Consider the following 23,760-nt stretch of genomic DNA (forward strand, 5'->3'; position numbering starts at 1 on the left):
CCCCCCCCCCCCCCCCCCCCCCCCCCCCCCCCCCCCCCCCCCCCCCCCCCCCCCCCCCCCCCCCCCCCCCGCGCCCGGGAACTCCCCCACCGAACGCATGTCCAGCCTGGTCCGCAGACACGTGAACTCGGGCTGGCGGCACCGGTCCGCCATCGCCCTGAGCCAGGAACTGCTGCCCACCCTGCGCGCCATCCACCCCGTCCGGCACCGGGAGATCAGCTCGCTGCACCGGACCTACCGCGAGCACGTGCGCGAGATCATCGTGGCCGGGGTGACCGCCGACCAGTTCCGGATACGGGACACCGGCAGGGCCACCGACAGCGTCCTGGAAACCTTCGACTCCCTCCTGCACTGGTACGACCCCGGGGCCGGGCTCAGCCTCAACGACCTGGGCGGGGTGTACGTGGACCTGGTGATCCACCACCACCTGCGCTGTCCGCGCTGACCGCGACGGTTCAGCCCCCGACGAGCTCGTACAGGTCCACCGACTCCGCGACGGCCCGCAGCCCCGCGTCGTTGGGGTGCAGGTGGTCACCGGAGTCGAACTCGGGACGCAACCGCTCCGGAAGCGCCGGATCCCGTAGCACCGCGTCGAAGTCCCACACCCCGGTGAAGACCGATTCCGGGTCCGCCGCCTCCGAACGCAGGTGGGCGTTGACCCGCTGGCGCGCCTCCTCCACCTCCGGGGTGCACCGTGAACCCCCCGCGCACGGAGCGAGCGTCGCCACGAACACCCGCACCCCGTGCTCCTCCGCCGTCAGGGCCAGCCTCCCGAGCCCGGCGACCACCACGTCCGGGGTGGCGCCCCAGCGCAGGTCGTTGATCCCCGCGAAGACCACGAGGGCCTCCACGCCGTTCTGCGCGAACACGTCCCGCTGGGCCCGGTGCAGCATGCTCACGCCGCTGGCGTAGGTGGACACGCCCTCCCCCGGGTAGCCGTCCGAGGTGATCCGGTTGCCCGCCACTCCGAGGTTGAGCACGCCCAGGTTGGGCAGGTCCTGGCTCCGGTGCAGCCGTGCGCTGAGCACGTCCGGCCAGCGCGCGTGCCCGTCCCGGGTGGAGCGCAGCCCGTCGGTGATCGAGTCGCCGTAGGTCACCACCGCCCCGGGCCCGTCCGTCACCTCGACGCCCGTGAGGAAGGGCCACTGCTCGACCAACCCGGTGAAGGGTTCTCCCGTGCGGTCCAGGGTCTGGTCACCGCTGCCGGGGACGCTCGTGTAGTTGGTGTCGACCGACGCGTAGTGGATGGGCGCGGCGGTCACCCGCTCGGGCAGGTGGACGCTGACCAGGAGTTCGGTCTGCGGGGGCAGGAGGAGGTCGACGGGGTCGGTGACCAGTCTCCCTCCGGCGGGGATGACCGCGCCGGGAGCCCCGTCGAAGGTCAGCGGGACCGCCGCTCCGTGGGTGGCGGCGCCCTGGCCGCGCAACGAGACCGAGACCGCGCCCAGGGTGACCGGGCGGGCGGCGAAGGTGTTGTCGAACCGCAGGCGCGCCTTGTGACCGCCGGTGGTGGTGCGCACGGTCATCCGCAGCGTCTGGTCCTCCCAGGGGCCGACCGACGCGTACCCGGAGACGGCCCGGGCCCAGGTGCCGGTCCAGGCCTGTGTGGCCGGGCGCCCGCCCAGGGAGAACACGTGCAGGCTGGCGTCGTCGTCGGCCACGGTGGGCAGGACGACGTGGTCGACCTCCCGGCCCTGGTCGAGCGGTACCGAGCGGGCGTAGAGGCGCACGGAGCCGATGGCGCCCTGCCCGAATCCCGTGGCCGAGTTGGCGTAGGGCAGGGACAGGGCGGCGTCCCCGGCCGGACCGGCGGCCCAGTCGGGCACGGAGAGGGGGAAGTCCTGGGTGGTGCCGTCCGCGTAGACCACCCGGCCCTCGCCACGGACGTCGGCGCCGGTGCCGTCGGTGCGGGTGCCCGTGGCCAGGAAGGTCAGGGAGTCCCACCGGGCGGGTGCGGCGGACAGGGCCACGGACTGGCCGTCGGCGGTCACGTGGTCCGGGCGACCCGGGCCGTAGGCGGGGAGTTCGAGCGGCGTGTCCAGGAGGACCACCTCCTGCCCGGGGCGCCAGCCCGCCGCCGCCAGGGTGCGGGCGGAGAGGCTGTTGCCCGCACCGTCGAGGTCGGCGGAGCCCACGGTGCCGTCCTGGGAGACACCGGTCCCGTCGAGGACGTCGGAGAGCGGGAGCGCGCCGGACTCGCCACGCTCCTCGGCGGGCCGTACGGCGACGTCGCGGGAGACGCTGGCGTTGAAGGCGACCAGCAGCAGGACCACCACGGTGCCGACGGAGACCACCCTCAGGACGTGGTCCCAGACCGTGGCGGGCCGGTCCGTGCCGTGCCCCGCCGTTCTGCCCCCGTCCACCGCACGCCTTCCTCACCGGTTTCGTCCGTTCACCTCACGTGTTCGACGGTCCCCGCGGCGCGGTGGTTGCCGAGACGTGGGCCACGGTGCCCCTCCGACCGGCGGCCAGTCTAGGGCGTAACGGACCTATCGGGTTCCGGACCTGCCGTGAGCGGCCCAGGGACATCCACAACACGGAACGTGGCGTTTCGCACCGCGCGCGCGGGGGCACAGGCTCGTCAGGAGGTACCCCCCGTGGAGACCGGAACGATCGTCATCATCGTCGCGGCCGTGGTCATCGTCATCGGAGGAGCCGCGATCATCGCGTGGCTGGCGGTCCTCCCCGCCCTGCGCACGCGGCGGCTCAGGGCGCGGTTCGGCCCGGAGTACGAGCAGGCCCTGGCGGCGCACGGCGACCGGGACGGGGCCGAGCAGGACCTCGCCGGGCGGTTGCGCCAGCGCCGGGACACGGAGCTGCGCGCCCCCACCGAACAGGAACGCTCCGACCACGCACGCGCCTGGACCGACGTGCAGAAGGAGTTCGTCGACGACCCGGTCGCGGCGGTCCGGGGAGCCCGAAGACTCACCGACACCATCATGCGGGACCTCGGCTACCCCGACGGCCCCGTCGCGGAGGACGGCGTCCACGACGACGCGAGCTTCGAGCGGCGGGCCCGGGACCTGTCCGTGGACCATGCGGAGGCGGTCGCCCGCTACCGCGCGGCCCGTGCCGCGGGACACCTCGCGGAGGCCGACGAGACGGCCACCGAGAACCTGCGCGAGGCCCTGATCGCCTACCGGGGCCTGGTGGAGGCCCTGCTCGGCACCGAGACCACCCGCACCGCACAGGTGGAGTAAGCACACGAGGGAGGTACACATGGCGGATCGCCCAGTGCGGCCCAGGCACCGTCCGGGTGCGAAACGGATCGACCCCGAACCCGTGAAGCCCCCGGCTCCGGAGCAACCGGAGACCCCCCGGACCACCGAGGTGAGAGTGCCCCGGCAGGGCAGCCCCCGAAGGACCCCCGACCCCTCCCGAGACTGGCGGCCGCAGCCCCGGGGCCTGGTCCCCGCCGAGGTGCGTGAACGCTGGGACGCGGCCCAGGGCGAGTTCGTGGACGACCCGCCGGGATCGGTGCGCGCGGCGGACGCCCTGGCCTCGGAGGTGGCCGACGCCGTGATCGCTGAGATCGAGGCGCGCCGCGCCGCCCTGCGCACCGCCTTGGAGGACGCCGACGAGGACACCGAGGCCCTGCGCGTGACGCTGCGGGACCACCGCGCCTTCGTACGGGGGCTGGTCGGAGACGACTGACCGGTGTTCGGGAACGGGGGCGACGACGGTCGCGACGGGTCGTCGGCGCCCCCGACTGAGAGCAGGGTGACGACGAGGGGCGCGTGAACCTCGCCCGAGAGGTGCGACGGCACCTCGCCGTGCCGGGGGCGGGAATGGGGCGGCAGGGACTTGACGCCCTTCTTGGGTTTTATGCCCGAATCCCGCGCTGAGTGAAGGGGAATCCCGCGTGCGCGGGAAGGGTGGTTTCGACGGGTTTCGGGTCCGGGAAACGTCAGCACACATTCAGCAAGGTGGGCCCGGGCCGAGTCGTGACCGACAGTACACAGCCGGGTGGGAAAGAAAGCGCCGCTGGCCTGTCGGTGCAGGCTGGCGGCGCTTTTCGTATGTTCGGAAGGGGTAGGCCGGGCAGGACTCGAACCCGCGACCCAGGGATTATGAGTCCCCTGCTCTAACCAACTGAGCTACCGGCCCTCCGTCGTCAGCAAACGTCATCCTAACAGGATGCGTCCGACGTTTCCTCGCCCGAAATCCGTTGCTCCGCAAGGCTTGCCCGCACCCGTGACGACGCGCGGAGCGCTTGGGCGCACCTTGGACGCGAGCGGCGCCGGGGGGCGGTCTAGGGTGTGATGGTGCGGCGCGCGCCAGGCCGTACCCCCTGGGCCCGGCACCGGAGCCGTCACGAACCCGTTGGTAACATCGCGGGTCGCACAACGTCGTCAGGAGAGTTCACGCATGTCCAACGCACCCGTCAACGTCACCGTCACCGGCGCGGCCGGTCAGATCGGCTACGCGCTGCTGTTCCGGATCGCCTCCGGCCAGCTGCTCGGTGCCGACACCCCGGTGAAGCTGCGCCTGCTGGAGATCCCGCAGGCCGTCAAGGCCGCCGAGGGCACGGCGATGGAGCTCGACGACTGCGCCTTCCCGCTGCTCCAGGGCATCGACATCTTCGACGACGCCACCCAGGCGTTCGAGGGTGCCAACGTGGGTCTGCTGGTCGGCGCCCGCCCGCGCGGCAAGGGCATGGAGCGCGGTGACCTGCTCCAGGCCAACGGCGGCATCTTCAAGCCCCAGGGCGAGGCGATCAACGCCGGCGCCGCCGACGACATCCGCGTCCTGGTGGTCGGCAACCCCGCCAACACCAACGCCCTCATCGCGCAGAGCCACGCCCCGGACGTCCCGGCCGAGCGCTTCACCGCGATGACGCGTCTGGACCACAACCGCGCGCTCACCCAGCTCGCCAAGAAGCTGGACGTGTCGATCAACGACATCAAGAAGCTCACGATCTGGGGCAACCACTCCGCCACCCAGTACCCGGACCTGTTCAACGCCGAGGTCAACGGCGCCAACGCCGCCAAGGCCGTCGGTGACCAGGCCTGGCTGGAGAACGACTTCATCCCGACCGTCGCCAAGCGCGGCGCCGCGATCATCGAGGCCCGTGGCGCCTCCTCGGCCGCCTCGGCCGCCAACGCCGCCATCGACCACGTGTACGACTGGGTGAACGGCACCCCCGAGGGCGACTGGACCTCCGCGGCCATCCCGTCCGACGGTTCCTACGGCGTCCCCGAGGGCCTCATCTCCTCCTTCCCCGTCACCTCCCGGAACGGCAAGTGGGAGATCGTCCAGGGCCTGGAGATCGACGAGTTCTCGCGCGGCCGTATCGACGCTTCGGTGCAGGAGCTCGTCGAGGAGCGCGACACCGTCAAGCAGCTCGGCCTGGTCTAGGTTCGGAGCGGTACCACGGTGACGGGCACGTCTCCCCTCGGGGGACGTGCCCGTCGGTGTTCCGGGCGCCGGTGAGGGGACGAACACCCCGCCGTGTCCCGAAGGGGGTCGGGGACCGGGCAGTATAGAGACCGTGAGTCTCATTGATGTGCTTCCGGCCGAACCAGAACCCGACTCCCTCTTCGAGGCGTTCGCTTTGTGGGCCGAGGAGCGGGGCCTCACCCTCTACCCGCACCAGGAGGAGGCCCTCATCGAGGTCGTCTCCGGGTCGAACGTCATCCTCAACACCCCCACCGGCTCCGGCAAGAGCATGGTCGCCACGGGCGCGCTCTTCGCCGCTCTGGCACGGAACGAGTGCGCGTTCTACACCGCGCCCATCAAGGCGCTGGTGTCGGAGAAGTTCTTCGACCTGTGCAAGATCTTCGGCACCGAGAACGTCGGCATGATGACCGGCGACGCCAGCGTCAACGCCGACGCGCCCATCGTGTGCTGCACGGCGGAGGTCCTCGCCCAGATCGCCCTGGCCGAGGGCCGCGACGCCGACATCAACACCGTCGTCATGGATGAGTTCCACTTCTACGCCGAACCCGACCGAGGCTGGGCCTGGCAGGTCCCCCTGTTGGAGATGCCCCAGGCGCAGTTCCTGCTGATGTCGGCCACCCTCGGCGACGTCAGCCGCTTCGAGGAGGACCTGGAGAAGCGCACGGGACGATCGACCGCCGTGGTCACGTCCGCCGAGCGCCCCGTCCCCCTCTACTACGACTACCGCGCGACCCCGCTGCACGAGACCCTGGAGGAGCTGCTCGGCAACGGGGACGCGCCCGTGTACATCGTGCACTTCACCCAGGCGCAGGCGATCGAGCGCGCGCAGTCGTTGACCAGCATCAACATGTGCACCAAGGAGGAGAAGGCGCGGATCGCCGACGAGATCGGCAACTTCCGCTTCACCACCAAGTTCGGCCGCAACCTGTCCCGCTACGTGCGGCACGGCATCGGCGTGCACCACGCGGGGATGCTTCCCAAGTACCGGCGTCTCGTGGAGCGGCTCGCCCAGTCCGGACTGCTCAAGGTCATCTGCGGCACCGACACCCTGGGGGTGGGCGTGAACGTGCCCATCCGCACGGTGCTCTTCACCGCGCTGAGCAAGTACGACGGCGTCCGGGTGCGCAGGCTGCGCGCGCGTGAGTTCCACCAGATCGCCGGACGCGCCGGGCGGGCGGGGTTCGACACGGTCGGCAACGTGGTCGCCCAGGCCCCCGAGCACGTCATCGAGAACGAGAAGGCGCTGGCCAAGGCGGGCGACGACAGCAAGAAGCGACGCAAGGTGGTGCGCAAGAAGGCGCCCGAGGGGTTCGTCTCCTGGGACGAGGCCACCTTCCGCAAGCTGATCGACGCCGACCCCGAGCCGCTGAACTCGCGCTTCCGAGTGAGCAACGCGATGCTGCTGAGCGTCATCGCGCGGCCGGGCAACTGCTTCACCGCCATGAAGCACCTGCTCACCGAGAACCACGACGACCGCAAGTCCCAGCGGCGCCACATCCGCGAGGCGATCGCCATCTACCGGTCGCTGCTGGACGGCGGGATCGTCGAGGCCCTGCCCGAACCGGACGACCAGGGGCGCACGGCCCGGCTCACCGTGGACCTCCAGGCCGACTTCGCGCTCAACCAGCCGCTGTCCACGTTCGCCCTGGCGGCGCTGGAGCTCCTGGACACCGAGTCCCCGACCTACCCGCTGGACGCCCTCACCGTGGTCGAGTCCACGCTGGACGACCCGCGCCAGATCCTCGGGGCCCAGCTCAACAAGGCCCGGGGCGATGCCGTCCAGCAGATGAAGATGGACGGCATCGAGTACGACGAGCGCATGGAGCGGCTGGAGGAGATCGACTACCCCAAGCCGCTGGAGGAACTCCTCGACCACGCGTACGAGGTCTACCGGCGCGGTCACCCGTGGGTGGGCGACCACCCGCTGCGGCCCAAGACCGTGGCCCGCGACATGTACGAGCGGGCGATGAACTTCGTGGAGTACGTGGGCTACTACGAGCTCGCCCGCTCCGAGGGGCTCGTGCTGCGGTACCTGGCCAGCGCCTACAAGGCCCTCAACCAGACGGTGCCGGACGACTCCAAGACCGAGGAGCTGCGCGACCTCATCGAGTGGCTGGGCGAGCTGGTGCGCCAGGTGGACTCCAGTCTGCTGGACGAGTGGGAGCAGCTCACCAACCCCGAGGAGGAGTCCGAGGGGGAGGCGGCCGAGGCCGAGGAGAGGGTTCGGCCGGTCACCTCCAACGCCCGCGCCTTCCGGGTGCTGGTCCGCAACGAGATGTTCCGCCGTGTGGAGCTGGCCTCCCGGCGGCGCTACGGCGACCTCGGGAAGCTGTCCGAGGACGACGAGTGGAGCGGCGAGGAGTGGGCCGAGGCCGTGGAGGCGTACTACGCCGAACACGACCAGATCGGTACGGGCCCGGACGCGCGCGGCCCGAAGATGCTCCTCATCGAGGAGGAGGACGACATGTGGCGGGTCCGGCAGATCCTCGCTGACCCGGCCGGTGACCACGACTGGGGTATCAGCGCCGAGGTCGACCTGGCCGCGTCGAACGCCGAGGGCCGCGCCGTGGTGCACGTGACGGACGTGAACCGGCTGTAGCCGTTCGGGGGCCTCCGCGCGGAGGTCCCCTCAGCCGAGCAGGTGGGCGTTGACCTCGCGGACGCCCTCCGCGAGGTCGGGGCGCTCGACCACGGTGACCCCCGCCGCGGCCAGCCGCTCGGCGCCGTCGCAGTCCACGAACAGCGCCGGTTCGCGCCAGGCCAGGACCACCCGGCGCACGGGTGTGGCGAGGATGAGCTCGGTGCACGAGCGCGGGCGTGAGGCACGCGAGCTGCACGGTTCCAGGGACGAGTAGACGGTCGCTCCGGCCAGGCGCGGGTCCTCGGGGTCGATCCCGCGCAGCGCGACCTCCTCGGCGTGGTCGTGCGGGTCGTCACGACGGGAGTACCCCGCCCCCAGGACCGCACCGTCCTCGGCCACCACGACGGCCCCCACCGAATAGGCGGTGGCCGAGGGCGGGCAGGAGCGCGACAGCCGCACCGTCTCCGTGAGCCAGAACGCGTCGGCCCCGCCCTCCTCCGGCGCCGGTCCGCTCGTGGTCGCGTTCCGGTCCATCACCGCTCCACCGTGTCGAGGGCGTACCGGAGCACGGCGATCTCCCCGAGGGCGCGGGCCTCCACGAGGCGCATGGGCGACCCGGGGGTGTAGGGGTAGGCGCCCGGCATGACGAAGCGCGGGGCGTCCTCCTCCCCCACCAGGAACGGGGCGACCGCCAGCCGGAGCTCGTCGGCCAGCCCCGAGGTGAGGAACAGGGTGTGGATGTGGCCGCCGCCCTCGACCAGCAGGCGGGAGACGCCGCGCTGCGCGAGGTCGGCCAGGATCGCTTCGGCGGTGGGCGGGTCTCCCGCGTCCACGACCTCGGCGGGCGGGTCGGTGTCGGGGCGCCCGGCCAGGAGCCTGGTGGCGGTGGCCACCCCGGCGCCGCCGGTGTAGACGACCGCGCCCGCGTCGCCGGTGGAGAAGAGGCGTGCCCCGGGGTCCACGTCGCCGCTCCGGGTGACGACGGCCTTGAGCAGGTTCTCGGTCCGTCCCCGTGCCCGGCGGCGTTCCCTCAGGACCGGCGAGCGCACCAGGAGGCGGGGGTCGTCGGCTCGCAGGGTGCCCGCGCCGACCAGGATGGCGTCGCATCCGGCACGCAGTTCGTCGATCTCGGCGAAGTCGGCCTCGTTGGAGAGGCGCAGGCGTTCGGGGCTGGTGTCGTCGATGCGTCCGTCGATCGACATGGCACAGCTCAGGATGGTGTGGGGACGGTCCATGGCACCAGGTTAACCGGGGCCGGGGAGTCGGGGCCCGGGGCGCGTCCCCCTGGTCCGACCACCCCCTTTTCCGGTGCTTCCCTCCGACCCCGATCGTGAATGACCTTCACCGCGATTCGGCGGATTATCGCAGGCAGACGGGTGCGTTAGGGAAATTGTCCATCGCCTTTCCCCTCGTGCCCCCGGACCGATTTCACTCCCGAACGGTTCGGGACCGATGACCCGGGCCCTTCGGACGGAGCGCACCGGGAGCGGGCGCACGCGTGGGGGTGCGCTCCGGCCGCGACGGAGTGCCCGGTGAGGCCTGAGGGAAGGGGGATGCGGGTCATCGCCGGGTGGGTGCGGGGGCGGAGTGGACACGATCTCGACCCCCATTCCTCGCAAAATGGACATTGGGTGTATAAGCGCAAGTCCACGCAAGCCCGTCTTAACGCGTGACCTCCACACCTCCAAGGACGAGCCCGGTCGACGATTTTTACCACCGGTATCGTGGACTCTGTTAACAACCGCGCCAACGCGGAATAGAATCCTTTGACGCGACCCCGCAAGGGGTCATCCCAATCCTGGGAGTCGACCGCACTTCCCCACCTCAGACAAGAGGACGGCGATGTCTCGTTTCACCTCCCCCGACTTCCTGAGGCAGGCGGGGGACAACCACGTCCGGGCCAAGCCCCCGCCGCCCGTCAACCTGGCCAGGGCCAACATCAACCGGCTCCACTCCTTCCACCTCAGGGGCAAGGACCACTTCCAGGTGGACCGGGACCTGGCGGCCAAGGCCGAGAACACGGCGGCCGGGTTCGTCGACCTCGTCCTGGGGGAACGGGCCTTCCTCCAGCGGGCCGTGCGGCACCTCGCCACCGACCTCGGGATCCGACAGTTCCTCCAGGTGGGCGCGGGCATGCCCACTCCGGGGGATCCGCACGAGATCGCCCACGAGAGCGTCCCCGACGCCCGGGTCGTCTACGCCAGCCACGACCCCGTGGTGCTCGCCCACCATCTGGCCCTGATCCGTGACGGCCGCACCACCACCGCCGTACGCGGCGGGCTGGAGGACGTCCCCGGCCTTCTCCGCGACCCGGAGACGAGCTTCCTGGACCTCGACCGACCGGTCGGTCTCCTGCTCACCGGGGTGGTCTCGCACCTGGGCGACCTCGACACGGCGGCTCGCGGCATCGCGGAGCTGCGCGGGGCCCTGGCTCCCGGGAGTCACATGGTCCTCAGCCACTACTGTCGCCCCGACCCCGTCCGCCACCCCAAGGACGCGCTCCGGGCCGACCAGCTCCAGCAGCTGTTCACCGAGCAGCTCGGGCACGGCTACTGGCGCGCGGAATCCGAGGTCGCCTCACTCTTCGACGGCTGGGAATCGGTGCCTCCGGGCCTGCTCCAAGCCCAGAAGTGGCGGACCCTTCCGGTCGCTCCCCCCGTCCCGGGGAGCTACCAGATGCCGCACCGCAACCGGCACCTGATCATCGGCGGCATGGGACGCGTCTGAGTACGGTCCACCCTCGTCCCCGCGTTGGAGCCCACGGGCCCGGCAGCGGGCGGGGGTCGCCCCTGGTTCCCGCACACGACGAAGGCCCACCGGATTCCTCCGATGGGCCTTCCTCCTACGCTCCCGCGACTGGACTCGAACCAGTAACCTGCCGGTTAACAGCCGGCTGCTCTGCCGATTGAGCTACGCGGGATCGCGTCTCCCCCAGGCCCTGCGGCCTTGGCGACAGCACTAATCCTAGCGCGCCCGCAAGGGTGCTTGGGACGTTTTCTCGGGGCTCGGCCCAGCTTTCGCGACGTCGGACGGGTACACACGACGAAGGCCCGCCGGGCTCCCCGACGGGCCTTCCTCCTACGCTCCCGCGACTGGACTCGAACCAGTAACCTGCCGGTTAACAGCCGGCTGCTCTGCCGATTGAGCTACGCGGGATCGCGCGTTTCCGAGGCCAGCGGCCTCGTCGACATGAACAGACTAGCGCGCTTCAGGAGTGCTCGTGACCGGTGTCGGCCCGTGTGGCCCGCGGCACGACCGGGTAACGTCGGGGCACGGACCACGTCGACCGTCACCAAGGCCGTAAAGAGGAACCCATGCGCTACCGGATCACGTTCGTCGCCGGACTCGCCATCGGATACGTGCTGGGCGCCAAGGCGGGCCGGGCCCGCTACGAGCAGCTCGCACGCACCGCCCGCAAGGTGGCCGACAGCCCCCTGGTCCAGGAGGTGGCCGGGGTCGTCGGCGCGCAGACCAGCAGGGCGGGCCGCGCCGTCTACGACAAGGCCGTCGAGAGGATGCCCATCACCTCCGTGCGCGACTTCCTCGCGCGGCCCACCGAGGAGGAGATCGCCCTCGTCGAATGGGAGACCAGCATGTCCAACGGGACCCGCCCCGAGAGCGGCGCCAACGGCGGCGGAGCCGAGGGTCGGGACGTCTGACGATGGCACTGTTCGGCCAGAACGTCCCCGAGGACCTCCGTTCCCGGCTGGAGCGCGGCGAGCGGGTGCTCTCCCAGGCCCGCGTCGCCGCACCGGCCGGCGGCGCCCCCGGCTCCGAGGGCACCGGGCCCGCCGCCGTGCTGGTGGCCACCACCCGGGCGCTGTACCTGCCCGACGGTCGCAGCGTCCCCTGGCAGGACATCGACCAGGCCCGGTGGACCCCGGACGCGCTCACGTTCGTCGAGGAGGGCGTGGGCGAGCACACCGTGCGGCTGCGTACCGAACTCACCGGCGACCCGGTGGACTACCGGCGCATCGCCGAGACCGTCGCCGAACGGGTCACCTCCACCATCCTGGTGAACCGCTTCGTCCCCTTCCCCACCACCGAGTCCGCCACCGGTTTCCGGCTGGTGGCCCGGCGCGCGCCCCTGGGCAGTGAGATCGACTGGCGGGTGCACCTGGGCGAGGACCTGGACCCCGGGGACCCGCGCCTGTCCGACGCCGTCTCCCGGGCCCTGGCCCTCCTCCACGAACAGATGGGCGTGTGAGCCCACCGCGCACCCGCCCGCGTCAGTCGCGCCGGGTCCGGCCCCTGCGGTCCAGGCCCAGCGCGAGCGCCTCGGCCAGGTGCAGGGCCCGGCGTCCGGTCCCCTGCTCGATCTGGGTGCGGCAGCTGTAGCCGTCCGCGAGCACCAGGGTGTCGGGGTCGGCCGCGCGCACCTGGGGCAGGAGCTCGCGCTCACCGATGGCCGAGGACACCTCGTAGTGCCCCTCGGTGAAACCGAAGTCGCCCGCCAGCCCGCAGCAGCCGGAGTCCAGCACCTCACCGTCGATCCCGGCGCGGGCGATCAGCTCCCGGTCCGCGTCGAATCCGGACACGGCGTGCTGGTGGCAGTGCACCTGGGCCAGGGCGGAGGCGTCCACGCGCGGCGGACGCCAGTCCGGCGCGTGCTCGTTGAGGAACCCGGCGAAGGTGTGCACGGCGGCGGCGACCCGTGAACTCTCCTCCCCCGGCAGCAGCTCCACGAGGTCGTGCTTGAGCGCGGCCGTGCAGCTCGGCTCCAGGCCCACCACGGGCAGCCCCTGGGACACCAGCGGCGCCAGGGCGGCCACCGCGCGGCGCATCACCGCCCGGGCCACGTCCAGCTGGCCGGTGGAGACCCACGTGAGTCCGCAGCAGACCTGACCCTTGGGCAGCACCACGGAGAACCCCGCGTCCTCCAGCACGCGGACGGCGGAGACCAGGACGTTCGGGTGGAACAGGTTGCCGAAGGTGTCCGGCCACAGCACCACCTTGGGCCCGCCCGCGCGCCCCTCGCCCCGGTTGAGACGGCGCCGGTGGGCGCGGGCGAAGGTGGTGGGGGCGAAGGCCGGGAGATCGCGTTCGGCGGCCACCCCGGCCATCCGTTTGGCCAGCGAGGACACCCCGGGCAGACGCACCGCGCGGTTGGCCTCCATCGGGGCCAGGGAGGCCAGCCGGGCCAGGACCGGCAGCCAGCCCATCGAGTAGTGCGCGGCCGGGCGGATCCGTCCCTTGTAGTGCTGGTGCAGGAACTCGGACTTGTAGGAGGCCATGTCCACGTTGACCGGACAGTCGCTCAGGCACCCCTTGCAGGACAGGCACAGGTCGAGGGACTCCCGGACCTCCTCCGAGCGCCACCCGTCCGTGATCACCTCGCCGTTGGCCATCTCGAAGAGCAGGTGGGCGCGGCCTCGGGTGGAGTGCTTCTCCTCCTGGGTCACCTGGTAGCTGGGACACATCACCCCGGGGCCGCTCTGGCGGCGGCACTTGCCCACCCCCGAGCAGCGCCGGAGCGCCTTGGCGAAGTCCCCGTCGTCCTCGCCGTAGGCCAGGGTGGTCCGGGAGAGCAGCGGGAGTTCCGGGCGTACGTCGGTGGCGACCCGGATGTCGGCGTCCAGCGGCAGCGGGTCGACGATGATGCCCGGGTTCATGAGGCCGTCGGGGTCCCAGGCCCGCTTGAACTCACCGAAGGCCCGCACGAGGCCCTTCGGGTACATGCGGGAGAGGAGTTCGGAGCGCGCCTGGCCGTCACCGTGCTCACCGGAGAGCGACCCCCCGTGCCGCACCACGATCCCGGCGGCCTCCTCCATGAAGGCCCGGTACTCGCGGCGTCCGCGCTCGTGGGTGAGCTCGAAGTCGATGCGCACGTGCAGGCAGCCGTCGCCGAAGTGCCCGTAGACGACGCCGTAGCGGTCGTGGCGGGCCATCAGGGCCTCGAAGTCACGCAGGTAGTCTCCGAGGTTCTCCGGTGGGACCGCGGCGTCCTCCCAGCCCGACCACGCCTCGGCCCCCGTGGGGGTGCGGGAGGTGAGTCCGGCGCCCTCCTCCCGGATGCGCCACAGCGCCTTCTGGTGGGCGGGGTCGGTGACCACGGCGGAGTCGCGCGGACGGGTGCCCTCGCCCAGGGAGTCGATCATCTCCCGTGCGGCGGCGGCCGCCTCGTCCGGGGTCGCGCCCGCGATCTCCACGAGCAGCCAGGCGTGGCCGAGCGGCAGCGGGACCCGTGACTTCGACCCGTGGCGGTCCAGGGCCGCCACGATGCGGTCGTTGATGCCCTCGACCGTGAGGGGGGAGTGCTCCAACAGCCCGGGGACGGCGTCGGCGGCCGAGGGGGCGTCGTCGTAGCCCAGGACGGCCAGGGCGCGGGCCGGAGGTGACTCGACCAGGCGCACGGTGGCGCCCACGACCATGGCGCAGGTGCCCTCGGTGCCCACCAGGGAGGCGGCGACGTCGCGGCCCTTCTCCGGCAGCAGGCGGTCGATGGCGTAACCGGAGACGCGGCGCCGGAACTCGGGCATGGAGGTGCGCATCTCGGCGCGGTGGGCCTCGACGAGGCGGGACAGGGCCGCGTGGATCTCCCCCTCGCGTCCGGGGCGGGCGGCGAGTTCCTCGAACTCCGCCTCGGTGTGCCCGGAGCCGACGGTGATCCGGGTGCCGTCGGAGAGCAGCAGGTCGAGGGAGACCACGTTGTCGGCGGTCGTGCCCCAGGCCACCGAGTGGGAGCCGCAGGCGTTGTTGCCGATCATGCCGCCGATGGTGCAGCGGCTGTGGGTGGAGGGGTCCGGTGCGAAGGTGAGCCCGTGTTCGGCGGTGGCGGCGCGCAGGTCGTCGAGGATGACCCCGGGCTCGACGGTGGCGGTGCGCGCCTCCGGGTCGATGTCGAGGATCCCGCGCAGGTGGCGTGAGGTGTCGATGACCACGCCGGTGCCGATGGCGTTCCCGGCGATGGACGTGCCGCCGCCGCGCGGGATGATCGGCACCCTGTGCGCGGCGCAGGCGCGGACGGCTGCCACGCAGTCGTCGACGGTCTCGGGGATGACCACGGCGAGCGGGACGCGCCGGTAGTTGGAGGCGTCGGAGGTGTAGAGGGCGAGTGTGCCCGCGTCCAGGGCGACGGTTCCTTGGACGCCCTCCTCCAGGTCGCGGCGGAGTGCGGGAAGGTCCGGGTGTGGGATGGTGCTGTGCGGATCGGCCATGCCCACAGCGTGGCGCGGGCGGTGTGGGGTGGCAACCTCGGCGCGCGGCGCGGTGCGCTCAGTCCAGGGACTCGCGCATGGCGCGGACCAGTGCGCCGTCGGGGTCCATGTCGAGGTTCCACACCATCATTCCGGCCAGGCCGTGCTCGCGGACGTAGTCGCCCTTGAGTTCGACGACCTCGGTGTTGTCGTAGGTCCACCACTCGTCGCCGTCGTAGACCCAGTAGGCGCCGGACTCCTCGTCCAGGAAGCGGCGTCCGTCCATCTCCTCCAGCTGGTCGAAGGGGCGGGTGGGGCCGTCGTAGTCGTCGTCGGCCGCGCGTTCGGCCCGCTGGCCACGGCCGTCGTCCCCGGCGGGGACCCCCTGCCAGCCGCGTCCGAAGGCCGGGACACCCATCACGAGCTGCCCGGGGTCGGCGCCCAGGTCGAGGTAGCGCCGGACGGCCTGGTCCACGCTGTTGGCCCGTGGGTCGAAGTCGGGGGCGTACAGGTTGGAGTGGTGGGCGGTGTGCGTGCTCCAGGGGCCGGAGAAGTCGTACCCCTGCACGGTGGCGAAGTCGACGTGGTCGAAGACCTCGGGTTCGTAGGCCTCGGCGTGGTCCGGCCCGCCGGGCAGGGACACCGACAGCACGTAGTCCTGCCCCGTCTCCCGGGAGAGGGCGTCCATCTGGCGGCGGAACTCGGCTGCCAGCAGCGTGAAGTTGGCGGGGTCGTCGGCGTGCACCACGTTGTCGGGGTTGCCGTCCCCGCCCGGCCACTCCCAGTCCAGGTCGATACCGTCGAAGACTCCCGCTCCGGCTCCCGCGCCCCCCTGGGGCTCGTCACCGCGCACCGGGAGGTCCCCGCGCAACCACAGGTCGAGGCAGGAGGCGACGAAGGCCGCACGGGACTCCTGGGTGCGCGCGGCGGTGGAGAAGTTCACCGACCAGTTCCAGCCGCCCAGGGACAGGCTGGCGCCCAGGTCCGGGTACTCCGCTCGGAGCTGGCGCAGCTGGTTGAGGCCACCCGCCAGCTCCTGCTCGTACTCGTCCGCGCGCCCGTTCACGCTCTCGTCCGCGGTGTAGCGCCGCTGGTAGAGCTCCCAGGGCTGGTCGTGGCGGCCCTCCGGGATGTGGCAGAGGCCGTCGTCGTCGATGCCGCCGAAGGCCCACATGATCCGGGTGAGGTCGGCGGGGGCCCCGCTCCGGCGCAGTTCGTTGACGGTGTAGCCGCGGTTGGCCACGTTCCAGTCCGCGAAGTACCCGATCCGCTCGGGTTCGTGTCGGGAGCTGAGCACGACGGCGGCACCCACGAGCAGCAGGACGGCGGTCGCGGCCGCGCCCAGCGCCAGCAGGGGACGCCGTCCGAGGGGCGACCTGGACTCGGGCGGGGTCGGCAGGGCGTTCACACCTCGACCGTAGGGGCACGGCGGGGGGCGGGCGGGGCGTTCGTCCCATGTCGGCCAGATGAGGCCGTTCCACGGTTCGGGGGAACCCGTCGCGGGTCCCGGACGTTGATGGGTGGCTCAGCCGCCGTGCAGGAAGTCCTTCAGGGTGCCCGCGCGCGAGGGGTGGCGGAGCTTGGCGAGGGTCTTGGCCTCGATCTGGCGGATGCGCTCCCGGGTGACCCCGAACTCGCGGCCGACCTCCTCCAGGGTGCGCGGGTGGCCGTCGGCCAGGCCGAAGCGCAGTCGGATGATCCGCCTCTCCCGCTCCGAGAGGTCGCCCAGCAGCACCCGCAACTGCTCCTGGAGCAGGGTGAAGGCGGCCGCCTCGACCGGCGTGACCGCGTCGGAGTCCTCGATGAAGTCGCCGAAGTCGGACTCCTCCTCTCCGATGGGTGACTGGAGGGAGACCGGTTCGCGGGCGATGCGCTGGATCTCCAGGACCCGCTCTCCGACGCATCCGGCGGCGGCGGAGATCTCGGCGACGGTGGGCTCGCGCCCGAGCTGTTGGTGCAGTTGGTGCTGGACGCGGACGAGCTTGTTGATGGTCTCGACCATGTGCACCGGGATGCGGATGGTGCGGGCCTGGTCCGCGATGGCCCGGGTGATGGCCTGGCGGATCCACCAGGTGGCGTAGGTGGAGAACTTGAAGCCCTTGGTGTAGTCGAACTTCTCCACCGCCCGGATGAGGCCGAGGTTGCCCTCCTGGATGAGGTCCAGGAAGAGGAGCCCGCGCCCCATGTAGCGCTTGGCGATGGACACGACCAGGCGCAGGTTGGACTCGATCAGCCGCCGCTTGGCCCGCCTACCCTCCTCCACAAGCACGGCGAGTTCGTCGGTCGCGCAGTGCCCCGGGGCGGGTTCGTGGCGCTGGGCGTACAGGCCCGCCTCGACGGCCTTGGCCAGGTCCACCTCCTCCTGAGCGGTCAGGAGCGGGACCCGGCCGATCTCGCGGAGGTACATGCGGACCAGGTCCGACCCCGAGCGGCGGCCCGGGTCGGTGACGAGGATCGCCTCCTCGGGGGGCTCGGCCACGTCGACCCCGGCGTGCGCGAGGTCGCTGATGGTCTGGTCCAGCGAGTCGGGCGGCGCGTCGAGGCGTTCCAACGCCGACGCGACCTCCCCACGACTCACCGTTCCCCGGCCGGAGTCGGGGAGGAGCGGAACGACCTGGCGAACGGGCGGAATTTCGTTGGACACGACTGTGGGAGGCACCACTCCATTGTGCCCGGACACCTGCCGCGACAGGGAGAACTACTATTGTCACCCCGGTGCTACATACCGCTGCGACGCGACTACTGAAGAGCGCGTTTCTGCTGGCCGAGCTGCATGAGTTCGACGAAGACCCGGTTGTATTCCTCCGGTTGGGCGACCTGGTCAATCCGGTGCAGTTCGGATTTGAGGTTTGACTCCCGCCGGTTGATGGAATGAGTCCTGATTGTGCTCAGGATTTGTTGGGCGAAATGCTCGTCGAGTTCTCCATAGAACTTGATCTCCTCTACACCCAGGCGTGTGACGAAATCGCGTTGTGCGTCATTGGGCGCCGCGTCCCGGAGCGTCAGCGCCCACGTCTCGGGATCGCTCACCGCGTCGATGCCGCCCTGCTGCCGGATGAGTTGGAGCACCGCGCGGTGCTGGGGGACGGTGAAGTCCTCGTCCGTGAGGGTGTCGAAGCCCCGGGCCAGGTTCGGGTGCTTCACGGCGATCTTGAGGGCCTCCCGTTCGCGCTGCACCGAGGGGTCGCGCAGGTCGTAGGGGGCACTCTGGGCGTCGGGGGTGGGCAGCGGCGCCCGGGGCGCGGGCCGGGCCCCGCCCTGGCGCATGTGCTGGCGGACGCGGCGCACGACGAAGGCCTCGTCCAGGAACCCGAGCCAGCGGTCGAGGTTCTTGGCGTAGGCCTCCCGGGTGCCCGCGTTGCGGATGCTCGCCACCACCGGCGCGGCGGCGTCCAGGGCGGCGATCCGGCCCTCCACGGTGGACAGGTCGTAGTTCTCGAAGGTCTTGCGGACCATGAACTCGTACAGCGGGGTGGCCTCGTCCACGAGGTCGACCACCGCCTGGGGCCCGTTCTGGAGACGCAGGTCGCAGGGGTCGAGCCCGTCGGGCTGGACGGCCACGAAGGTCTCGGAGGAGAAGCCGTGCTCCTCAGCGAAGGCGCGCACGGCCGCCTTCTGCCCGGCCTTGTCGCCGTCGAAGGTGAACACGACCCGGGTCTCGTGGTTGGCCCTCCCGTGCAGCATGCGGCGCAGGATCTTCAGGTGGTCCTCGCCGAACGAGGTGCCGCAGGTGGCGACCGCGGTCGTCACACCGGCCTCGTGGCAGGCCATGACGTCGGTGTAGCCCTCGACGATGACCGCCTTGCCCTGTCGGGAGATCTCCCGTTTGGCCATGTCCAGGCCGTAGAGGAGGCGCCCCTTGTGGAAGATGGGGCTCTCCGGGGAGTTGAGGTACTTGGGGCCGTCCTCCTCGGGGTCGAGCTTGCGCGCCCCGAACCCGACGACCTCACCGGTCACCTCCCGCACCGGCCAGAGCAGGCGGTTGCGGAACCGGTCGTAGGCGCCGCGCCGCCCCTGGCTGGCCAGGCCTCCCTCGATGATCTCGGCGTCGGTGAACCCCTTCTGCCGCAGGTGGTCGGTGAGGTTCTGCCAGCCGCCGGGGGCGAACCCCAGTCCGAACTGCTCGGCGTGCACCCGGTTGAACCCGCGTTCCCCCAGGAACCGCCGCGCCGCGACCGCACCGGGAGACAGGAGCTGCTCCGAGTAGAACTGGGCAGCCGCCCGGTGCGCGTCCAGCAGGCGCTGGCGCTTGCCCTCGTCCCTGCGCGGGGTGCTGCGCCCGCCCTCCTCGTACCGCAGGACGATCCCGGTCTGCCGTGCCAGGGACTCGACCGCGTCCGCGAAGCTGAGGCTGTCGATCTTCTGCACGAAGGAGATGACGTCCCCGCCCTCCCCGCAACCAAAGCAGTAGAACAAGTTTTTGGCGGGGGTGACGTTGAAGGAGGGGGACTTCTCGTCGTGGAAGGGGCAGAGCCCCTTGAGCGAGCCACCTCCGGCGTTGCGCAACTGGAGGTACTCACCGATCACGTCAGCGATGGGTGTGCGCTCGCGTACGAGGGCGATGTCTTCGTCTTTGATCCGGCCTGCCACGGTTTTCAGGGTAGTTCTCCCCCGGGACGTTCCGACCACCGTCCACAGGGCGGGTCGCCCGCGTCGCCCGCCCACGGGTGGGTCCGGCCGCCCGGAGTGACGGTCGTCGCGGCCCTCGGTCGGAGGTCAGCGGCGGCGCAGGGGTGGTGGTCCCGTGCTGTGGCGCTCCCGTAGGCGGGCCGGGACCAGCAGGGGCGTGTCCGTGTCGTGGCCGCCGAGCAGTCTCAGGAGCAGGCCCACGGCGGCCTCCCCCACCTCGGCGGGGTCACCGGTGGCGGTGGTCAGCGCGGGGACGAGGTGGGCCGCCTCCGGGCGATCGCCGAACCCGGCGACGCTGACCTGCCCGGGAACGCGCAGACCGGACTCCGCGAGGGAGCGCAGCACCCCGAGGGCGAGGAGGTCGTCGGCGGCGAGCACCGCGGTGACCTCCTCCCCCGCCGCGCGCCGGGCCGCGAGCGCGAGTCCGGCGGCGTGACCGCCTCCGGGTCCGGTCCGGGCGGGGATCTCCGGTGCGGGTACCGGCGCCCCGGCCTCCGCCAGGGCGCTCCGCCATCCCCGGGTGCGCGCCGCGTGCCCCGGTGCGTCGTCCGCGACGTGGTGCACGGTGCGGTGGCCGAGCCCGAGCAGGTGGCGGGTGAGGGCGCGGGCACCACCGAGGTGGTCGGTCCCCACCGCCGCCAGGGTGTGGTGCGGGTTACCGGGGTCGGGGTCGATCACGACGGTCGGCGGCGGGTGCTGGAGGGCGGCCAGTTCCCCCTCCTGGCCGGGGACGAGGGCGACGCAGCCCTCAGGGGCGTGTTCCAGCAGGCGTTCGGCCACGGCCGACAGGTCCTCGGGCGCGGCTCCGGCGTACAGCACGGTGCGTCCGGTGGCGCCCAGGGCACGCTCCATCCCGACCACCGCACGGACGGTGTCCGGGTGGTCGGGGACGGTGGTGAGGACGCCGACCAGTGCGGAGCGGTGGGTGACCAGGGCGCGCGCGGAGGAGTTGCGGCGGTAGCCGAGTTCGGAGATGGCCGCGCGCACACGGGCCTCGGTCTCGGGGAGCACTCCCGGGTGGGCGTTGAGGACGCGCGAGACGGTCTGGTGCGAGACACCGGCCAGCCTGGCGACGTCGTTCATGACGGGGCCGCGTCCAGGCTGTGGGGGCATGCCCTGGTCCCTCGCTCGTACCGGTGCGCTCCTGGGCGCCCCGCCACACGGGCACGGTGGCCGGACGCACTGAGCAGTGTGTGGGCTCCCGCGGTGCGCGTCAAGACCGGTGGGCGCGACGATCTCGCCCGCCTGTGGGGGGACGGGTCAGCGGACGAGCCGGGCGTGCAGGGCCGTGGCGGAGGTGTCCGTGAGGGAGGCGACCTGGTCCACGACCACCCGCAGGGCCGAGGCGTCGTCGGTGGCGTTCTCGTAGAGGGCGCGGAACTGGGGGTCCAGGGCCCCGGGCGCCCCCTCCCACAGGACGGTGACGAGTTCGGTGATGGTGCGGCGCTCCTCGGCCTGGTAGATCCTGGCCTCCTCGCGGGACATGACGAAGTGCGCGGCCACCGCCTTGAGCAGGGCGCACTCCAGGAGGGCGCGGCGCGGCAGGACGAGGTCGGCGCGGTAGCGGGTGAGTCGGCCGGGTCCGTGGGCGCGGCGGGTGGCGCCCTCGGCGGCGCGGCAGAACCGGCCGATGAGTTCGCTGGTGAGGTTCTTGAGCGCGGCGAGGGACGCGAGGTCGCCGGTGAACTCGGTGGGCCAGACGGGTGCGGCGAGCAGGTCGCCGAGGACCTCGTCGAGCTCGGCCGGTTCGGCGTCGCAGTAGTAGGCGGCGGCGATCCGGCAGACCTCGGCGCGCTGGACGGGGTCGCGCAGGGCGGCCATGCTGACCAGCCCGGCGTGCAGGGCGTCCTCGACGTCGTGCACGGAGTAGGCGACGTCGTCCGCCCAGTCCATGACCTGGGCCTCGAAGCAGGTGCGTCCGACGGGCGCTCCCTCGCGCAGCCAGGTGAAGGCCTCGGAGTCGTCGGGATAGCAGTTGAACTTGTGGGTGTCGCCGCCCTCCCCGCGTCTCCAGGGGTACTTGACGGTGGCGTCCAGGGTGGCGCGGGTGAGGTTGAGCCCGGCGCTGCGGCCGTCGGGGTCGATGACCTTGCCCTCCAGGCGGATGAGCAGGCGCAGGCTCTGGGCGTTGCCCTCGAAACCACCGCACGCGGCGGCCGCCTCGTCCAGGGCGCGTTCTCCGTTGTGGCCGAAGGGCGGGTGGCCGAGGTCGTGGGAGAGGCAGGCGGCCTCGACGAGGTCGGGGTCGCACCCCAGGGCCTGGCCGAGTTCCCGGCCGATCTGGGCGCACTCCAGGGAGTGGGTCAGCCGGGTGCGCGGGAAGTCGCTCACTCCGGGCTGGACGACCTGGGTCTTGGCGGAGAGCCGACGCAGCGCGGAGCTGTGCAGGACACGGGCACGGTCCCTCTCGAACGGGCCGCGCCGCCTGCTCTTGTGTGACTCCTGGGAGTAGCGCTCGGTGTCGCGCGCGGTGTACCCGTGGGTTCCGCTCTCCGGGGTCACGGTCTCTCCGGGGATGGTCGTCATGGCCCCGAGCCTACTTCCCGGCGACGACGAAACATGTCATTGGCCCTGGTCAGGCCGCGTTGACACGGATGTCGCTGCTGTCGTTGAAGATCCAGTAGTACCAGAGCGAGGCGGTTTCCCTCGTGATGTACCACAGCTGCGTCCGGCGCTCGATGACGGCGGGGCCGGAGCGCGCGGGCGAGGTGCCCGCCTCGATCCCGTGGTCCGCGGCCATCACCTTGCTGCGCAGGCTGTGCCAGGGGTCCGAGACCAGGATGGCGGTCTCCCAGCCGTTGGCCTCGAAGACCCCCTCCATGGCCTGGAAGCTCTGGAGGGTGTCGCTGCCCTCCTCGACCGCGACGACGTGGTCGGCGGGGATGCCAACCTCGATGAGCCAGTTGCGGCCCGCCGCCGCCTCGGTGAAGGCGTCGTCGGGCTGTTTGCCGCCCACCGTGACGATGTGCGGCGCCACACCGTCCAGGTACAGGACCTGCGCCTGGCGCAGTCGGGCCTCGAAGACGGGCGAGGGCACGCCGTTGTACTGGCTGGCGCCCAGGACCACGATGGCGTCGGAGGTCGCGCGGTCGTCCTGGCGGGCGGTGTACCAGACCCATCCCCAGGTGCCGGGCGGGATCGCCAGGGCGGTGACCAGGATCAGGGCGACGAGCCAGCGCACCCGGAAGCGGCGGCGCCTGCGGCGCCTGGGTGTGTGGGTGCGCGGTCCGCGGGGCGGCGGCGGGTTCCGGCGGCCGCCGCGTTCACGGGAGGGCGGTTCCTCGTACGGTTCCCCGAAGGGAGGGTCGAGGGGGTCCTCGTATCCGTCCTCGGTACCGCCGTGCCCGTGGTCGTCGTCGGCGGTGTCCCGGTACGGGGGAAGGTCGCGGCCCCCGCGCGTCGGCGGTCGGTCGCGGACGAACCTGCGGGTGAAGGCGGCGCCCTGGTCGGCGGAGTCGGTCGGGTCGGCGCGGCTGAACTCCCGGGTGCCGTCGTCCGGGCCGACGGGACCGCCGGAGGCTTCGGGACGGGTGAACCGCCGGGTGCTCTCGGCCGCCGAGGCCGCACCGGCCAGCCCGTCACGGGAGAACACCTGTGTGGCCTCGTGGTCAAAGGGGGCCGTGGCCGGGTCGTCCCACGGCTCGTCACCGCGACCGTCGCTCGCCGTTCGCACCGGCCCACCTCCGCTTGGTTGGATCATGACGCGGTACCCCCTCTGGGACGCCCGGCCCCCACCGCTGGTTCGTGGCCTCCCCGTGTGAGCGGGGACACCGGGAAGGGGGAGCCGAGGTGGAACGGGTGGCCGATGGACGCCCGCGGCCCCGACCGCGTGGAGGGGGATCGGGGGCGTCGCGCTCAGGAGCGTACCGACGTCGAGAATATATCACGAAAAGGTCACGGTTGACTTTTCCGTCGACCTGGGCCGTGACGCCCGATTCTAGTGTCCCCGGACGCCCGGAACGCCCGTGGCCGCGCCCCTGTCGCGGGGGCGCGGCCACGGGTGATCGTGGGCCG

17 protein-coding genes, 3 tRNA genes and 1 pseudogene are annotated in these 23,760 nt (G+C 71.9%); 8 read left to right on the top strand and 13 right to left on the bottom strand.

The window, feature by feature from the left end; all coding sequences use genetic code 11:
* Nucleotides 1-73 precede the first annotated feature (73 nt).
* Nucleotides 74-445 (top strand): annotated as a pseudogene (locus tag ACRWK8_RS19090) (TetR-type transcription factor C-terminal domain-containing protein); the annotation flags it as partial.
* 10 nt (nucleotides 446-455) lie between these two features.
* On the opposite strand, the gene ACRWK8_RS19095 reads toward ACRWK8_RS19090, so the two are convergent.
* Nucleotides 456-2,363 (bottom strand): GDSL-type esterase/lipase family protein, encoded by a 1,908-nt coding sequence (locus tag ACRWK8_RS19095; RefSeq protein ID WP_431871942.1) that lies wholly within the window; start codon nucleotides 2,361-2,363, stop codon nucleotides 456-458.
* Between the two features lie 234 nt (nucleotides 2,364-2,597).
* Here ACRWK8_RS19095 and ACRWK8_RS19100 point away from each other — a divergent pair, with 234 nt between their 5' ends.
* Both ACRWK8_RS19100 and ACRWK8_RS19105 read left to right on the top strand, forming a co-directional pair.
* Nucleotides 2,598-3,200 carry a hypothetical protein gene (locus tag ACRWK8_RS19100; protein WP_431871944.1) on the top strand — a complete coding sequence of 201 codons (603 nt, stop codon included), beginning with the start codon at nucleotides 2,598-2,600 and terminating at the stop codon, nucleotides 3,198-3,200.
* Between the two features lie 19 nt (nucleotides 3,201-3,219).
* Nucleotides 3,220-3,654 carry a hypothetical protein gene (locus ACRWK8_RS19105; protein WP_431871946.1) on the top strand — a complete coding sequence of 145 codons (435 nt, stop codon included), beginning with the start codon at nucleotides 3,220-3,222 and terminating at the stop codon, nucleotides 3,652-3,654.
* A gap of 379 nt (nucleotides 3,655-4,033) precedes the next feature.
* Here ACRWK8_RS19105 and ACRWK8_RS19110 read toward each other — a convergent pair.
* Nucleotides 4,034-4,107: transfer RNA gene (locus ACRWK8_RS19110), tRNA-Ile, on the bottom strand.
* Between the two features lie 261 nt (nucleotides 4,108-4,368).
* Between ACRWK8_RS19110 and ACRWK8_RS19115 the strand changes: the two genes are divergently transcribed.
* Together ACRWK8_RS19115 and ACRWK8_RS19120 are read left to right on the top strand one after the other, a co-directional pair.
* Nucleotides 4,369-5,358, top strand: coding sequence for a malate dehydrogenase (locus ACRWK8_RS19115; protein WP_378741171.1), 990 nt, complete (start codon nucleotides 4,369-4,371; stop codon nucleotides 5,356-5,358).
* A gap of 148 nt (nucleotides 5,359-5,506) precedes the next feature.
* Nucleotides 5,507-7,999, top strand: a complete 2,493-nt coding sequence (locus ACRWK8_RS19120) for a DEAD/DEAH box helicase (protein WP_431871997.1) — start codon at nucleotides 5,507-5,509, stop codon at nucleotides 7,997-7,999.
* Nucleotides 8,000-8,029: 30 nt separating this feature from the next.
* Here the strand turns inward: ACRWK8_RS19120 and ACRWK8_RS19125 are convergent, their stop codons facing one another.
* Both ACRWK8_RS19125 and ACRWK8_RS19130 read right to left on the bottom strand, forming a co-directional pair.
* Nucleotides 8,030-8,515: a cytidine/deoxycytidylate deaminase family protein gene (locus tag ACRWK8_RS19125; RefSeq protein ID WP_378741169.1), complete on the bottom strand. Its 486-nt coding sequence runs from the start codon at nucleotides 8,513-8,515 to the stop codon at nucleotides 8,030-8,032.
* Nucleotides 8,515-9,216, bottom strand: coding sequence for a RibD family protein (locus tag ACRWK8_RS19130; RefSeq protein WP_378741167.1), 702 nt, complete (start codon nucleotides 9,214-9,216; stop codon nucleotides 8,515-8,517). The genes ACRWK8_RS19125 and ACRWK8_RS19130 overlap by 1 nt, the downstream gene beginning before the upstream one ends.
* 607 nt (nucleotides 9,217-9,823) lie before the next feature.
* Between ACRWK8_RS19130 and ACRWK8_RS19135 the strand changes: the two genes are divergently transcribed.
* Nucleotides 9,824-10,708, top strand: a complete 885-nt coding sequence (locus ACRWK8_RS19135) for an SAM-dependent methyltransferase (RefSeq protein WP_378741165.1) — start codon at nucleotides 9,824-9,826, stop codon at nucleotides 10,706-10,708.
* A gap of 120 nt (nucleotides 10,709-10,828) precedes the next feature.
* Here the strand turns inward: ACRWK8_RS19135 and ACRWK8_RS19140 are convergent.
* Nucleotides 10,829-10,901: transfer RNA gene (locus tag ACRWK8_RS19140), tRNA-Asn, on the bottom strand.
* Nucleotides 10,902-11,064: 163 nt separating this feature from the next.
* Nucleotides 11,065-11,137 (bottom strand) — tRNA-Asn (locus ACRWK8_RS19145).
* 158 nt (nucleotides 11,138-11,295) lie between these two features.
* Here ACRWK8_RS19145 and ACRWK8_RS19150 point away from each other — a divergent pair.
* Both ACRWK8_RS19150 and ACRWK8_RS19155 read left to right on the top strand, forming a co-directional pair.
* Nucleotides 11,296-11,640, top strand: coding sequence for a hypothetical protein (locus tag ACRWK8_RS19150; protein WP_378741163.1), 345 nt, complete (start codon nucleotides 11,296-11,298; stop codon nucleotides 11,638-11,640).
* Nucleotides 11,641-11,642: 2 nt separating this feature from the next.
* Nucleotides 11,643-12,188 (top strand): hypothetical protein, encoded by a 546-nt coding sequence (locus tag ACRWK8_RS19155; protein ID WP_431871949.1) that lies wholly within the window; start codon nucleotides 11,643-11,645, stop codon nucleotides 12,186-12,188.
* Between the two features lie 22 nt (nucleotides 12,189-12,210).
* Here the strand turns inward: ACRWK8_RS19155 and ACRWK8_RS19160 are convergent, their stop codons facing one another.
* From ACRWK8_RS19160 to ACRWK8_RS19190, 7 genes are all read right to left on the bottom strand, one after another.
* Nucleotides 12,211-15,138, bottom strand: coding sequence for an FAD-binding and (Fe-S)-binding domain-containing protein (locus ACRWK8_RS19160; protein ID WP_431871951.1), 2,928 nt, complete (start codon nucleotides 15,136-15,138; stop codon nucleotides 12,211-12,213).
* Nucleotides 15,139-15,196: 58 nt separating this feature from the next.
* Nucleotides 15,197-16,525: a glycoside hydrolase family 18 protein gene (locus tag ACRWK8_RS19165; RefSeq protein WP_431871953.1), complete on the bottom strand. Its 1,329-nt coding sequence runs from the start codon at nucleotides 16,523-16,525 to the stop codon at nucleotides 15,197-15,199.
* Nucleotides 16,526-16,642: 117 nt separating this feature from the next.
* On the bottom strand, nucleotides 16,643-17,695 hold the full coding sequence (gene rpoD / locus ACRWK8_RS19170; protein ID WP_378741155.1) for an RNA polymerase sigma factor RpoD: 1,053 nt from the start codon (nucleotides 17,693-17,695) through the stop codon (nucleotides 16,643-16,645).
* A gap of 161 nt (nucleotides 17,696-17,856) precedes the next feature.
* A complete protein-coding gene (gene dnaG, locus ACRWK8_RS19175) occupies nucleotides 17,857-19,707 on the bottom strand; it encodes a DNA primase (protein WP_431871955.1) in 1,851 nt (616 codons plus the stop codon).
* A 126-nt stretch (nucleotides 19,708-19,833) separates the two neighbouring features.
* Entirely contained in the window at nucleotides 19,834-20,859 is a 1,026-nt protein-coding gene (locus ACRWK8_RS19180) for a LacI family DNA-binding transcriptional regulator (RefSeq protein ID WP_431871957.1), read from the bottom strand.
* Between the two features lie 147 nt (nucleotides 20,860-21,006).
* The gene (locus tag ACRWK8_RS19185) at nucleotides 21,007-22,272 is read right to left on the bottom strand and encodes a deoxyguanosinetriphosphate triphosphohydrolase (protein WP_378741148.1); all 1,266 of its coding nucleotides are present in this window, start codon (nucleotides 22,270-22,272) and stop codon (nucleotides 21,007-21,009) included.
* Between the two features lie 49 nt (nucleotides 22,273-22,321).
* The gene (locus ACRWK8_RS19190) at nucleotides 22,322-23,419 is read right to left on the bottom strand and encodes a YdcF family protein (RefSeq protein ID WP_431871960.1); all 1,098 of its coding nucleotides are present in this window, start codon (nucleotides 23,417-23,419) and stop codon (nucleotides 22,322-22,324) included.
* Between the last annotated feature and the right edge of the window lie 341 nt (nucleotides 23,420-23,760).

Origin of the sequence: Nocardiopsis eucommiae, assembly GCF_965344335.1 — a bacterium.
Taxonomy (GTDB): domain Bacteria; phylum Actinomycetota; class Actinomycetes; order Streptosporangiales; family Streptosporangiaceae; genus Nocardiopsis; species Nocardiopsis eucommiae.

Excerpts from the sequence above, each read along its gene's own strand:
- ACRWK8_RS19105 (WP_431871946.1), top strand. The coding sequence starts at position 3,220 with ATGGCGGATCGCCCAGTGCGGCCCAGGCACCGTCCGGGTGCGAAACGG.
- ACRWK8_RS19115 (WP_378741171.1), top strand. The coding sequence starts at position 4,369 with ATGTCCAACGCACCCGTCAACGTCACCGTCACCGGCGCGGCCGGTCAG.
- ACRWK8_RS19125 (WP_378741169.1), bottom strand. The coding sequence starts at position 8,515 with ATGGACCGGAACGCGACCACGAGCGGACCGGCGCCGGAGGAGGGCGGG.
- ACRWK8_RS19130 (WP_378741167.1), bottom strand. The coding sequence starts at position 9,216 with ATGGACCGTCCCCACACCATCCTGAGCTGTGCCATGTCGATCGACGGA.
- ACRWK8_RS19135 (WP_378741165.1), top strand. The coding sequence starts at position 9,824 with ATGTCTCGTTTCACCTCCCCCGACTTCCTGAGGCAGGCGGGGGACAAC.
- ACRWK8_RS19150 (WP_378741163.1), top strand. The coding sequence starts at position 11,296 with ATGCGCTACCGGATCACGTTCGTCGCCGGACTCGCCATCGGATACGTG.
- ACRWK8_RS19155 (WP_431871949.1), top strand. The coding sequence starts at position 11,643 with ATGGCACTGTTCGGCCAGAACGTCCCCGAGGACCTCCGTTCCCGGCTG.
- ACRWK8_RS19160 (WP_431871951.1), bottom strand. The coding sequence starts at position 15,138 with ATGGCCGATCCGCACAGCACCATCCCACACCCGGACCTTCCCGCACTC.
- ACRWK8_RS19180 (WP_431871957.1), bottom strand. The coding sequence starts at position 20,859 with ATGCCCCCACAGCCTGGACGCGGCCCCGTCATGAACGACGTCGCCAGG.
- ACRWK8_RS19185 (WP_378741148.1), bottom strand. The coding sequence starts at position 22,272 with ATGACGACCATCCCCGGAGAGACCGTGACCCCGGAGAGCGGAACCCAC.